Raw genomic sequence first — 13,535 nt, 5'->3', positions numbered from 1 at the left:
GAGGAGAGGGAACGTTGGTAGAGGGTCCAGATTTTATCGTTTTCGACCGGACTACCGATAAGCAGGACCCGGTTGAGCGAATCGAGCAGGAAAGTTTGGAAAGCCGGTTCGGCAGGAAACTGGTTGATTTTTTGCATATCCCCCTGCGGATCGTATAGGAAGGGTAGCTGACAACGATTGGCACGTTGCAGGATTTCCAATTCGTCGTAATTGTGGACCCAGGCAACGAATAGGATGTCGACATCGTAGCCCAGACTATCGATTTCCTGTTTCAATAATTGCCATTCGGCCAGTTTCATCCGGCATTCCGTACAACCACTGGTGTCGATGTAATTCAGGATTTTATATTTGCGTTCCTGAAAATCCGGGAGGATGGTATCCCGCCCTTGTACTTTTACCAATAAGGGATCCGGAAAAATAACTTCTTTATTTTTCCATTCTTCAACGATTCGAGCTATTTCTTTCCGGCGTGAATGGCAACTACAGAGGAGTAATACCACCAGGCAAATACTAAAAAATTTTACCATAATCGATAGATGTTTTCTATTTATGAATGCAAAATTAGAAAAGTTTTGTCAATCGTGTTTAAATTTCCAATTTGAATTTGTAAATAATCATATTTTCGGTGTCGAGATCTGGTTTGCCATACGCATAGTAATAAGGGGCTGAATAACCGAATATCCGAAAGTTGTCGGGTACATTGAATTCTGCTACCAGGGTCTGATTTTTATAGGCTTGAACGGTTTCCCCGCAAGAAGGTTCTCCATGGTAAAAGTTTCTGAACAGGACTTTGGTTTCAGGGATGTATTTCAGGTAACGGTAAGAACCGAATTTTTTATAATCTTCCTTGTAATTGTTAGTGGCTTCTTCGAAAGTATTGGTTTCTCTGTAATCCGTATTCATCGGATGGCCGGCTAGGCCGAAAGATTGCAGGGTATTGTTCTTAAAGTCCGTTTGATAGATCAGGGAGTCGATCTGGAAAGAATAAAATAAGGTATTTTCTGTATCGGTATCGAATAGAATCGACTTGAAATTAGGAATATAACGGTACTGTTTATAAATGGGAGAATGGGTACACATCATCCGTTCTACTTTGCCGGTACGGGGATCGATGAGTCCCAGGGTATAACTGTTTTCATAAAAATGAGCTGCCTGGCTGTTCGAACGGAAACCGTTGTAAGTAATACAGTCGGTAACGATAGCGATGGCCAGATAGTTTCCCAGTGGGCATAATCGACCGGTAAAGTGTTCAATTTCGTAAATTCCACTTTCGTCAGGACCTGGAGAAGCGAGCAGGATTTCGGGGGTTTTATCGTTTTGCCAGTCGATCCGTAACTGTTGTTTCCCTCCCCAACTTTGATCGAAAATATTCAAATGCCAGTCGTTTATAATTGCATAACCTCCTTGTGGGAGTGCGGTAATCTCATAGATCCCCTGTATTTCCTGCGGACCTCTTCCGTAGGATAGATGGGTACCCAAAAAACGCCCGTCCCGATCGTAGAGGAATAGGGTAGATTGTTCCCGGTCGGCAAAACAAAGGGTATCTCCCAGAAAAAGAAAACTCCCTAGCAGGGAAGTCATTTCGTTTTCATTACCGGCATCGATTCGTATGGTATCGAAATTGACGGAAGATATCGGATGAGCGGAACGTGACGAATAATGAGTAATTTGTGAATAATCGGTCTTATTCCGGGCTTCCGGGATGTTGCTTTTACAATTTATGAGGAAAACGAGGAGCAGACAGCTGTAGATAAAGACTTTTATCATGACGGATTAGGGTTTAAAAAAGTGATTGAAAAGGATGGTTCTGGCCGTTTGGACTTTCATCAAATGAAAAGCCCGTATTCATGGCGTAGATTTACGCAATGGCCTTTACATTCTACCGATTTATAGTAGGAGGCAGGGGCATAATACCGGACATATTCTTTTTTCGCCGGGTATTTTTTGTAAAGTTGTTTGTGAGTGAGAGCGAGAAGTCGAGGCAGTGGTTGTGCGAGGACTACTGCTTCGGGCAATTCGGTGGTTTTTTCTTTTAACCGGACGTTCGGATGTTGTTTCACTTCTTGAAAAGGCAGGGCTTTCATCTCATATCCCAGGCATTGAAAAACGAGTTGTTGCCGAGCGGGGATATGGAGCCCCTTTATTTCTACCTCACCTTTTTCATTAGAGGCTCCGAGAAGATACGATTCGGGATATTGCAGGACTATGGCTCCGATGATGATCTGGCCTTTCTCGTCTGTAATCCGTAAAGTCAATGAATCTTGTTGGGCTGTTCCGGACTGACTCAACAAGAAGAGAGGCAAAAGGTAATAAAAAATTTTTTTCATAGATTTTCAGTAATAGGCTATCAGAGTGGTAACCGATATTTGTTGATTGCATTTTCTTCAGAAGAACTTACGGTATAAAGTATATTGCTGTCTTCGTGGACATCTATACCATTGGTATAGTGATCGAGCAAAAATTTCCGGATCAGCTTACCGTCGAGGTCGTATACTAAAAACAAATTGCCACCATCAGGAGTAGGCTGCCCCTTCATCATTTTTTTGAGTTCTTCTTGGTGATCGGTGCCCGAGAATAAGGTGTAGATGGCTTTTTTCCCGACTTGTACATCCTGATAACCCTTGATTTTGCCGACAAGGAGTCCGTTTTTATCACTCAAAAAATCAGGTTCACTTCCTTTGCCGACAATGAACCGGGAAGAATCCGACGCCAGGTTATGGATTTCCAGTAATTCTCCGTTTTGGGTGACAAGGACTAATAGGTGATTGTCGGGATTATAGTCGAGATAAGAGTTCCATAGTGAGGCTGTCATCGTCGGGTAGGCTTTGTTTTTTGCGGTATTTCCCCGCGGAATCTCGTATTTTTTGTTCAGCAGATGTCCACAAGTATCGATAAATGCAATCCGTTCCGGTCCGTCGAAATTGAGCAAGGCAAACCCTTGGTCCGTCCGGCAAAAATTCAGTATCGGAATGCCGGCTTGAGGGTAGTCGATTATCCGGGCAGGGGAAATGCGTTGTTGCATCAGACTGTCTTTCCGGAAGATCGAAAGGCGGGCCCGGCTAGTGTCGAAAACATAAATATGTTGCTCGTCCATACAAAATCCTCCTGTCGAAATATATTCTTCCGGCCCGCGGCCGTTCACGGCAAAGGAAGTGATGAATTGCAGCTCAGGATAAGAATAGAGATGATAGAACCGATCTCCTCCATGCAGGTCCCAAATACACATTATAGAATCCTGTACTTTTATTTTATATGGATATTTCATATATAGGTCACTGTTTTTTAACAAACATTCCGAAGTCAGGGGAACGATCTCCCCGTTATCTCCGGATGGGGGAGTGGGTTTACAGGAAATCAGGAGTCCTGGTAACAGCAGGAAAAGTAGAGTTTTATTCATATGCTTGATTTTATTCATTTGTAACCTGGTGGTCCATTTGATCCGGTCAAAAACCGAGATATCACATGTAGGACGGATGGACGAGCTGATTAGTTACAGCTTAAAATCAGATAATGAATAAAGTTTTAAAAAGGATTACAAGTTATATTAGTTAAGGGAGCCTGGTTTCGGTTTTGGGGGATTTTGGGAATAGGTGAAAAGACGTCGGCTACATTCATCTATGACCAGAAAAAATTCGGATTGGGGATAACAGTAACAATCTTCTTGGAGAGTTGCTGAGTTACTGAGTTAAAAGAGTTGCTGAGTTAAATAAGTTTTCAATAAAATTACACTGAATTGAAATAAGTATGGGGATTATAAACTCTTCTCAACTTAATAATTCTTTTAACTTCTCCAACTCATATCTTAGTTACTCAGTAACTTAGCAACTCTTTTAACTCATCAACTTATCAACTCTTTTTAATTTTTTCTGCCATAGCTTGGGCGATAGCTTTACATTGCTCGATGTCGGAAGATTTCATAGCTCCGAGTGCTTCATTGGGTTCTGCTACCACTTCCCACTTCATTTTTTCTGCAAAAGCTTTCAGTCGGGGGATGGCTCCGCCTCCCCAGGTTTTATTACCGAAATAGGCCAGAAGGTGATTTTTAATGCCCATATTTTCCAGTTCGCACAACAGGGTTTCCATAGTTGGGAAGATACCGCCGTTATAGGCACAACTGCCGAGGATCACTCCTTTGTAGCGGAAAATATCGTTGATGATATAAGAAGGATGTGTCTTCGAAGTGTCGTGGATCCGTATCTTTTTAACGCCTTGTTCGGCGAGGAAACGTCCGATCGTGTCCGCCATCTGCTCCGTGTGACCGTACATACTGCTGAAAGCGATCACCACTCCTTCTTCGGTTTCGTATTTACTCCATTTTTCATATTTAGCGATGATATCACACACATGTGAGCGCCAGATCGGACCATGGGTAGCACATATCGTGTTGAAAGTGAGTGTATTCAATTTCTTCAGGGCTGTTTGTGCCGGCATACCGTATTTCCCGACGATATTCGAATAATAACGGCTGATTTCCTCTTCCAGGTAATCCAGATCGACCTGGTCATCGAAAATACCACCGTCCAGGGTTCCGAAAGCTCCGAACACATCCCCGCTGAATACGATATTCTCGCCCGGTAGATAGGTAACCATGGTTTCGGGCCAGTGCAACATCGGAACCATATAAAAATTCAGGGTACGTTTACCGATGTTCAGTGAATCGCCTTCCTTTACTTCGAGCAAGTTGGAATCTACTCCGTAATAATTTTGGAGCATGGGGAAAGTTTTACAGTTGCCCACTACCGTCAGGTCGGGATAATGGCAGAGCAGGTTTTTGATTGCTCCCGTATGGTCCGGTTCCATATGATTGATGATCAAATAATCAACCTTCCGGCCTTGGAGCACAGCTTGCAGACTATCCAGATAATCATCCATCCGGCTGCGTTCGACGGTATCTATGACGACTACTTTTTCGTCTGCAATCACATACGAATTGTAGGCTACTCCTTTAGGGAGAGGCCAGTAGTTTTCGAAAATATGAGTTCTTCTGTCATTTACGCCGATCCAGTAGATGTTGTCTTTGATTTTGATAGCATTATTCATATGTCGTTGATTTAATCTTATATTCTTTGCAAAGTTAGTTAAAAGGTCGAAAACCTCAAAGGCGTAAAATAGAAAAGGCCGAAGAAATTATCATAACTTCCTTGGCCTTTCAAAACTTTTACGTCACAAATGTCTATTTTATACCCAATTTCTTTTTCAGGTCTTTGGGAAGAGCATCTTTGTGAATCATCACTGAAGTAGTCTTGTAAGCTACAAAAGGATAAGAAGCATACAGGTATCCCTTGTATTTACCATAGTCACCCCAAGAGTTTTTCACGATGAAATATTTATTTCCGATTTGATCGACAGCTTTACCTATTACATGCATGCCATGGTCGTCGGTAGTCAGTTTATTGTCGAATTCTTGCTGACGCAGTTCCTGGGTAATTTCTTTTTCTTTACCCGGTTTCTTTAGCAATTCGGCTTGTTGTTGTGTTTTCGGCATTTTCACCCATTTCGCGATTTCAGCGTCGCTCATTTCTTTGATGTTCACATCCGGAACAACAGCCAGGCCGTCGCGTGTGAAACCGATTTCAGAAACGTCTGATCCCCAGGAGAAAGTGTAGCCTTTGTCGATCGCTTTGTCGAGTACATCCATCAATTCATCCAACGGAAGATTGTATGACATTTCGCCGATCCAGTTATCTTCTACTTCCAGAGCGAATTGAGTATAGAACGGATGGTGGGTGAAAGAAGTCAGGCTGACATAATCGTCCATATTCAGCCCACAGGCATCTGTTGCGAAAGTCATCGGAGTATATTCTTTTCCTTGCCAGGTGAATTTTTCCGGTTTTTCGCCCAGATAAGCATTCAGTATACCGTCATAACCTCTTAACCACGCAGTGCTTAATTTTTTGTTAGGATTGCTGACAACAGCGTCCAGATAACCTTTCAGGATAGCATCCAATTCGCCGTGTACATGTACCTCTTCGCCGTAGTTCAGGCCGCTGTATAAAGACAACGGAACAATACCGTAGTTCCGGATTGCCCAGGTCACATCGGCAGAAGCGCCTCCCTGTCCGAAGTTTACATGGCCGTTCATCCGTACATATTTATCTCCTTTGGCATGATAGGTGTTCCATACGACATACATCGGAGACAGGCTGAGCGAATCTTTGCCCATACGCATGATTTCAGATTCCAAAAAAGAAATAGTCGACCAGGACCAACAGGTTCCGGCACGATCCTGCGATTTAACACTTGTTGTCGGAAGGCGTTTGATATCCGTAAATTTGTAACCTTCCTGATCATTCTTTTGTTCCTGGGCATTCACGGTCACTGCACAAGCTAACAGTAAGCCCAAGGTGAAACAGGTAAATTTTCTCATGTTTGTAAATAGTTATTGATATAAAAAAAATCTAACGTTTGCGATGCTGCCAAAGGTAATCAATTGAAAATTTAAAAATAAGCCTCAGCACGGAAATGCCGAAGTTTTAAGAAAAAAATAACACTTTACATCTCGTTGCTTTCCTTTTGGATCTTTTTCCATAAACAGATCTTTCCCCAAAAGTGATATTTCCGGTTGCAAATCCAGATGAAGATCACACCGGCGACAAGCATCGTCAGCGTGTCGAAATGCGAAGCTGTCGGATGCAGGTCTTTGAAAAGGGCGTGGGTTTGCAGGGTAGAAGAATCGGAGGTTATGGTGATGGCTGCTATAATATTATTGGCCATATGCAATCCCAGGGATAATTCCATTCCGTCGTCTTTCACCGCTACAAAGCCCAGGATCAATCCCATCAGAATGTATTGGGGAAGGGCCACCCACATGCCGAATTCTTCGACTTCGGGGTTGGCGCCGTGCAGGATGCCGAACAGGACACCCGTGATAACGACAGCTACCCAGCGGTATTTGAAGAGCAGGGCCGACCACTGCATGAGGTACCCCCGGAAAAGCAACTCCTCAAAAGAGGTCTGAAAAGGAAAAAGGAGTAGCGAGATAACGACCAGAATCAGGAAATGAACCGGTTCGAATTGAAATACCAGATGGGAGGTATCTCCGAAAAAGAAAGGGAGGGCCAGGGTGATCAGGGATAAAATACCCCAGACGGCAGCACCGAAAAAAATCCTGCCCCAATCTATCCGTTGCCGGCCGGTTACGATATCTGCCGTTTTTTTATGATGGATATATTTAACACAAAATAAGATAGTGAAGAAACCTACGGCAAAACTGAGTAAGGTTAAAGCCAACCCTGTATTCGTACTTGTGGCTGCCGATATATCCCCTCCTTGCAAGATGGAAGGGTCTTCCATAATCATATATCCCGCCAGGGGAAGACTGCCGATTTGTGTTGCAGTGAAAATAATCAGTAACGAAAAAATGTAGAAATACCATTGATTTCGGCCGGAGTAAACTTTTTCTAGGAACATCGGTAAAAAATTAAAAATTAGAAGTTGAAAAGCAAATGCCTCATTTTAGCATTTGCTCGAGTGAATATTCGTCGGATATCAACACTTGCCGGGCTTTGCTTCCTTCGAAGGGACCGACGATGCCGGCTGCCTCGAGTTGGTCCATGATACGGCCGGCCCGGTTGTAGCCGATAGAAAACCGCCGCTGGATGGAAGAGGTGGAACCCTGTTGGGTGCTGACTACGAGCCGGGCTGCTTCTTCGAACAACGGATCGCGTGATCCCGGGTCGATGTCGTTGAGGCCGTTCCCTTCGTTTTCAGGTACATATTCCGGTAGGGCAAAAGCACTCGGATATGACTGTTGGCTGGCAATATGGTGGGTGATCGCATCTACTTCGGGAGTATCCACAAAAGCACATTGCACCCGTGTCATCTCACTACCTACCGATATCAGCATATCACCACGTCCGATCAGCTGGTTGGCACCCGGTGAATCCAGGATTGTCCGGGAGTCGATCATGGAAGCGACCTTAAAAGCGATTCGGGCCGGGAAGTTGGCTTTGATCACCCCGGTGATGATATTCGTAGAAGGCCGCTGGGTAGCGATGATCATATGAATACCTACAGCACGTGCCAGCTGGGCGATCCGGGCGATCGGGGTTTCTACTTCCTTACCGGCAGTCATGATCAGGTCGGCAAATTCATCCACAACCACCACGATATAGGGAAGGTATTTATGTCCATTATTGGGGTTCAGTTGTCTTTTGATGAATTTTTCATTATATTCTTTAATGTTTCTTACCTGTGCCATTTTGAGCAGGTCGTAACGGCTGTCCATTTCAATACACAGGGAGTTGAGCGTATTGACTACTTTAGCGGTCTCGGTGATGATCGCTTCTTCTTCATCCGGCAATTTGGCCAGGAAATGTTTTTCTATGATAGAATAGATACTGAGCTCTACTTTTTTAGGATCGACCATCACAAACTTCAGTTGGGACGGGTGTTTCTTGTAAAGCAGTGAAGTGATGATCGCATTCAATCCGACCGATTTACCTTGTCCGGTAGCTCCGGCAACCAAAAGGTGGGGCATCTTTGTCAGATCGAAAGTATACGTCTCGTTAGAGATGGTTCTGCCCAAAGCTACCGGCAAAGCGTATTTGGATTCCTGGAATTTCTTGGAAGCGATGATACCGCGCATGGAGACTACCTCCGGATTTTGGTTCGGCACTTCGATACCGATCGTTCCTGCTCCGGGAATAGGGGCGATGATCCGGATGCCCAAAGCAGAAAGGCTAAGCGCTATGTCGTCCTCAAGGTTTTTGATTTTGGAAATCTTGACACCCGGAGCCGGTACGATCTCATACAAGGTGACGGTCGGACCGATGGTTGCTTTGATCTTGGTGATTTCGATTTTGTAATTACGCAACGTTTCTACAATCCTGTTTTTGTTGGCATCCAATTCTTCCTGGGTGACTTTCGGATTACCGGAGGAATGCTCTTCGAGGAGTTCTAAACCGGGATATTGGTAATTGGACAGGTCGAGGGTCGGATCGTAATCTTCGGTCGGCTGGTTCTGATCGACGGTTTCTTCCTGATCCTTATTGCTGATGGTCAAGGTGATGTCCTGATCGTTTCCGGCCGGTAAGTCGGTATCTCCTTCTTCTTCATCATCGGTAGACGATTTTGCTCGGTCATCCGATAAATCCGATAGTTCCTGGCTGAATTCGAAATCGTTGATAGAAGCGGACATGCGGTTGAAACCTTGTTGCAAGGTGATTGCTTCCGGATTTTGATCCGTTGTTTCTTTCGGTGCTAACAAACGCTCCGGTTGACTGGAAAAATCGGTATCCTCCGGTTGGAACGTACCGTCGTTGTCATGGGGAAAATCCTCTTGTTCTTCGTCTGCGTTCTCCTTGTCGGAATCGCTTGTTGTATCTTCGTCTTCGGGATCTTGTTGTGCGTCGGCTTGCCGTTGTGCTTCTTCACGGGCAGCTGCAGCACGGGCTTCCCGTTCGGCTAGTGCGGCCAGTGCCTTTTCCTGGTGACGGCGGATTTGTTCTTTGATATAATCGACACATTTATAGAAAGTCCGTTCGAATCCGAAAAACAGAATGGCGATAAAAGTGAGGATCAGAATCAGCATAGTCCCGATACGTCCTACCAATGAGTTCAACCAGACGCTGACAAAATGTCCATGGCCTCCCCCCGGGAATAGGTAGCCTGTGCCGACTTCGAAAAGATTGGAAATACTCTCCGAGAGAAAACCCAGGAATAAAGAGATCCAAAGAATAATACACATACCGATGAATAACCTGCGGCTGAAGTTTTTTACTTTGATACTCCCCAGACGGAAACTGCATAATAATAAAAGATAGCAAAGAATGAAAGAAGATATACCGAACCACCGGTTGATCAATAGGTCCGAAATCCAGGCTCCGATCTTTCCGGCAGGATTACTGACTTCGATTTCCGGATTGGTAATGATTTTCCCCCAGGGACCATCGACCAGACTTTGATCGATACCTCCCGAAAAGAAGAAACCGATCAGGGCGAAGAGAATATACAACGATACCAAAGCCAACGCAATTCCCAGAAGGATACGTGTCCGTTGTTCTTTTAAAAATTCCGGTAGCAAAGAAACCTGTTTTTTCTCCGTTTTGGAGGAAACAGGTTTATGTTTTATTTTTTTCATCTTTACAATTTTTCAGCCTACGAAGGTACGAAAAATTGAAAATTTATCTTGCTTTTACTGATACAAAAATCGTTTAATACTCCGTTTCGGGGTTTTCTCGAACTCTTCGTTATAGAGCTTGTAAGTATTCAGCTGGCTGTAAGCCGGGAGCTGTTGGTTGATTTCTTTCAGGTTGGCGGTCATCAGTTCGTCCAGTTTCTCATCGGTAATTTTTTCTTCGTTTACCAGATCGAAATCGGGGTAGATCAGGGCTACGAGTTTTCCTTCTTTTTCGATAACGATGGATTCGCTGATATAGGGCATGTTGTTGAGTTTATCCTCGATTTCTTCAGGATAAATGTTCTGACCGTTTGAGCTGAGGATCATGTTTTTACATCGTCCTTTGATAAACAGGTAGCCGTCTTGGTCGATGATTCCCATATCTCCGGTATGTAGCCAGCCGTCCCGGTCGATGGCGGCAGCCGTAGCTTCCGGATTTTTGTAGTAACCGGTCATCACACAAATCCCTTTAGCCAGGATTTCCCCTACGATATGTTGGGGATCGCCGGAGTCGATCCGAAGTTCGACACGAGGCACTGCCTTGCCACAGGAGCTCTGACGGAAAGTTTTCCAGTTGTCGTAAGTGAGCAGAGGACCACATTCGGTCATGCCGTATCCCACCGTGTAAGGAAAACGAATCGAGCGGAGAAAGAGCTCTACTTCCTTGTTCAGGGCTGCTCCTCCGATGATTAATTCTTTGAATTTTCCTCCGAAGGCGTCGATGACCTTTTGCCGGATGCTTTCCCTGATTTTATCGTTGATGATCGGTATGTTCATCAGTAATTTCATATGCGGTTTCTCGATGGTCGGGAAAACTTTCTTCTTGATGATCTTTTCAATAACCAGGGGAACCGTAATGATCAGATCGGGCTTTACCGTGGCGAAAGCATCTGCTATGATTTTCGGTGACGGGGTACGGGATAAAAAATGGATGTGGGTCCCGTTGACAAATTGGTAAATAAATTCAAAAGCCAGGCCGTACATATGAGCCATCGGGAGCATACATACGATTTGTTCACCCGGATTGATCCCGTAGGTATCGATGGCAAATTGCAGGTTGGTCCACAAGCTACGGTAAGGCAGCATCACTCCTTTGGAAGAACTGGTGGTGCCCGAGGTATAATTGATCACGGCCAGCTGGTCGGGCGTATCGTATTCGTAATGAACATCTTCGGCACGGAAACGATCGGGGAATTTTTTTCCGAACAGTTCGTTTAATCTGGCTCTGGCTTCGGTCAGTTGCTTACTATTCGAGGTGCGGAGCGAGTAATCTTCGATCCGGAGTACGCCGTCGAGGTCGGGCATAGCCGATTCGTCGAGATTTTCCCAGACCACATCTCCGGCAAAGAGCAAACGGGCTTCCGAATGGTTCACGATGTGATGGACATTATCGGGTTTAAACTCGTTGAGTATGGGTACAGCTACAGCTCCGTAAGAAAGTGTGGCCAGAAAAGCGATACCCCAACTGCTGGTATTCCGGCTGCAAAGAGCGATCTTATCCCCTTTACGGATTCCGCAATGTTCGAAAAGAAGGTGTAATTTCTCGATTTTACGGGCTACATCTTTGTAAGAACTGGTAGCTCCCTTAAAGTCGGTCAAGGCAGGCAGATCCCAATGATCTTTAATGCTCTGTTCAATATATTTTATAAAATTTTCTTCCATAATCATGGGTTTATTTGAGCAAAGATAGAATTTTAGGTATTAAACCGGAAACGTTGGAAGAAAAAAATGAGTCCGTATTTTTCTATTTTATTGATACAGATAACGTTTTATACTTCGTTTTGGCGTTTTCTCGAATTCGGTTTCCTGGATTTTTAAACGGGCAACCTGGCTGTACATCGGCAGCATATGGTTGAGGAGTTTACGGTTTTCGTCCATTTTAGTTTTAAGCTGCTCAGGGCTGATCTTTTCTTTTTTCACTACTTCATAATCCGGATAGACGAGGGCGATTAATTTACCGTCCTTTTCAATGACCAGCGATTCGGAAACATAGGGTAGGGCATTCAGCCGGTCCTCGATTTCTTCGGGATAAATATTTTGTCCGCTGGGACCCAGGATCATGTTCTTACTTCTGCCTTTGATAAAGAGATAACCCTCACTGTCGATAGTTCCCAGGTCGCCGGTATGCAACCAGCCGTCTTCGTCGATAGCGGACGAAGTGGCTTCGTGGTTTTTATAATAGCCGTCCATGACATTCGCTCCCCGCACTAATATTTCTCCGACGATATTTTCGGGGTCGGAGGAGTTGATGGCAATTTCCATCCGGTCGACAGCTTTACCGCACGAACCGGCTTTGAAGGTGTGCCAGTCGTCATAAGAAATGGCCGGACCGCATTCGGTCATACCGTAACCGACGGTGTAAGGAAATTGTACGGAAGAAAGGAATTTCTCTACTTCGAAATTTAATGCTGCGCCTCCGATAGCGATCAGTTTGAAACGTCCCCCGAAAGCATTGACGATTTTATCCCGGATCGACAGCCTTAATCTGCGGTTCAGATAGGGGATTTTCAGGAATAGCTTGATATGAAATTTTTCCAGTTGTGGCAGTACCCGGTGTTTGATGATTTTCTCGATAATCAAGGGTACGGCAACGATCAGGTTGGGACGGACAGCCGAAAATATTTCGTTAATGATTTTCGGGGCCGGAGTTTTGGAGATAAAATAAACGTGTGTACCACTGGCAAAGGGATAGATCAGTTCGAAGGCCAGACCGTACATATGAGCCATGGTCAGTATGGAGACCAGCCGTTCGCCCGGATTGTAGCCCATTTTGTCCAGGGCATACTTCAGGTTCGACCACATACTGCGGTAAGACAACATCACTCCTTTCGAAGCGCTGGTTGTACCGGAAGTATAATTGATCATGGCCAGCTGGTCAGGTTGATCCGGCTCGTAATGGATATCTTCCGGACGCAGGGCGGCGGGGTATTTTTGCCTGAATAACTCTTCCCAATGTCCGTGAGCTTTTGCCAGTGCCGGATTGGTATTATAGAAAAGAGAATAGTCCTCCATCTTGATGACGGTTTCCGGTTTCGGCATTTCTTCTTTTTGCAGTTCTTCCCAGATGGGAGTACCGGCAAATAGAATCCGGGCTTCCGAATGGTTGACGATATGGCGGATATTGTCGGCTTTGAATTCGTGTAAAATAGGTACTGCTACTGCTCCATACGAAAGGATTGCCAGAAAAGCGATTCCCCAGTTGGTCTGATTCCGGCTGCAAAGAGCGATTTTATCTCCCCGGCGGATTCCGCTTTCTTCGAATAACAGGTGCAAACGGGCAATATGGTGGGCTACATCTCCGAAGGTATGGGTTTGGCCCTGGTAGTCGGTTAAGGCCGGTTCTTCCCAATGGATTCGGATACTATGTTCTATATAGTATAAAAAATTCTCTTCCATCTTGTTATAGATTGATGAG

At 44.8% G+C, this 13,535-nt stretch carries 9 protein-coding genes and 1 pseudogene; all 10 read right to left on the bottom strand.

Going from position 1 to position 13,535, the window contains the following annotated elements; all coding sequences use genetic code 11:
• A pseudogene (locus AC5RDS_RS16360) lies at positions 1-527 on the bottom strand (hypothetical protein); the annotation flags it as partial.
• Between the two features lie 58 nt (positions 528-585).
• Positions 586-1,767 (bottom strand): hypothetical protein, encoded by a 1,182-nt coding sequence (locus tag AC5RDS_RS16355; protein WP_013611574.1) that lies wholly within the window; start codon positions 1,765-1,767, stop codon positions 586-588.
• 59 nt (positions 1,768-1,826) lie between these two features.
• Positions 1,827-2,327 (bottom strand): hypothetical protein, encoded by a 501-nt coding sequence (locus AC5RDS_RS16350; RefSeq protein ID WP_118104756.1) that lies wholly within the window; start codon positions 2,325-2,327, stop codon positions 1,827-1,829.
• A 20-nt stretch (positions 2,328-2,347) separates the two neighbouring features.
• Positions 2,348-3,397: a TolB-like 6-bladed beta-propeller domain-containing protein gene (locus AC5RDS_RS16345; protein WP_494222412.1), complete on the bottom strand. Its 1,050-nt coding sequence runs from the start codon at positions 3,395-3,397 to the stop codon at positions 2,348-2,350.
• A gap of 449 nt (positions 3,398-3,846) precedes the next feature.
• Positions 3,847-5,040: an FprA family A-type flavoprotein gene (locus AC5RDS_RS16340; protein WP_022161360.1), complete on the bottom strand. Its 1,194-nt coding sequence runs from the start codon at positions 5,038-5,040 to the stop codon at positions 3,847-3,849.
• Between the two features lie 133 nt (positions 5,041-5,173).
• On the bottom strand, positions 5,174-6,367 hold the full coding sequence (locus AC5RDS_RS16335; protein WP_013611570.1) for a C1 family peptidase: 1,194 nt from the start codon (positions 6,365-6,367) through the stop codon (positions 5,174-5,176).
• A 125-nt stretch (positions 6,368-6,492) separates the two neighbouring features.
• Positions 6,493-7,410, bottom strand: a complete 918-nt coding sequence (locus AC5RDS_RS16330) for a CPBP family intramembrane glutamic endopeptidase (RefSeq protein ID WP_022161361.1) — start codon at positions 7,408-7,410, stop codon at positions 6,493-6,495.
• 40 nt (positions 7,411-7,450) lie between these two features.
• Positions 7,451-10,081, bottom strand: a complete 2,631-nt coding sequence (locus AC5RDS_RS16325; RefSeq protein WP_013611568.1) for an FtsK/SpoIIIE family DNA translocase — start codon at positions 10,079-10,081, stop codon at positions 7,451-7,453.
• 54 nt (positions 10,082-10,135) lie between these two features.
• Positions 10,136-11,782, bottom strand: a complete 1,647-nt coding sequence (locus AC5RDS_RS16320) for an AMP-binding protein (RefSeq protein WP_046402540.1) — start codon at positions 11,780-11,782, stop codon at positions 10,136-10,138.
• Positions 11,783-11,869: 87 nt separating this feature from the next.
• The gene (locus AC5RDS_RS16315; protein ID WP_118108014.1) at positions 11,870-13,516 is read right to left on the bottom strand and encodes an AMP-binding protein; all 1,647 of its coding nucleotides are present in this window, start codon (positions 13,514-13,516) and stop codon (positions 11,870-11,872) included.
• Positions 13,517-13,535: the final 19 nt, after the last annotated feature.

This window comes from Odoribacter sp. (assembly GCF_985060555.1).
Note: the sequence above shows the minus strand (reverse complement) of the source record. Positions and strands in the feature narration are given on the sequence as shown.

Excerpts from the sequence above, each read along its gene's own strand:
- AC5RDS_RS16355 (WP_013611574.1), bottom strand. The coding sequence starts at position 1,767 with ATGATAAAAGTCTTTATCTACAGCTGTCTGCTCCTCGTTTTCCTCATA.
- AC5RDS_RS16350 (WP_118104756.1), bottom strand. The coding sequence starts at position 2,327 with ATGAAAAAAATTTTTTATTACCTTTTGCCTCTCTTCTTGTTGAGTCAG.
- AC5RDS_RS16345 (WP_494222412.1), bottom strand. The coding sequence starts at position 3,397 with ATGAATAAAACTCTACTTTTCCTGCTGTTACCAGGACTCCTGATTTCC.
- AC5RDS_RS16340 (WP_022161360.1), bottom strand. The coding sequence starts at position 5,040 with ATGAATAATGCTATCAAAATCAAAGACAACATCTACTGGATCGGCGTA.
- AC5RDS_RS16335 (WP_013611570.1), bottom strand. The coding sequence starts at position 6,367 with ATGAGAAAATTTACCTGTTTCACCTTGGGCTTACTGTTAGCTTGTGCA.
- AC5RDS_RS16330 (WP_022161361.1), bottom strand. The coding sequence starts at position 7,410 with ATGTTCCTAGAAAAAGTTTACTCCGGCCGAAATCAATGGTATTTCTAC.
- AC5RDS_RS16325 (WP_013611568.1), bottom strand. The coding sequence starts at position 10,081 with ATGAAAAAAATAAAACATAAACCTGTTTCCTCCAAAACGGAGAAAAAA.
- AC5RDS_RS16320 (WP_046402540.1), bottom strand. The coding sequence starts at position 11,782 with ATGGAAGAAAATTTTATAAAATATATTGAACAGAGCATTAAAGATCAT.
- AC5RDS_RS16315 (WP_118108014.1), bottom strand. The coding sequence starts at position 13,516 with ATGGAAGAGAATTTTTTATACTATATAGAACATAGTATCCGAATCCAT.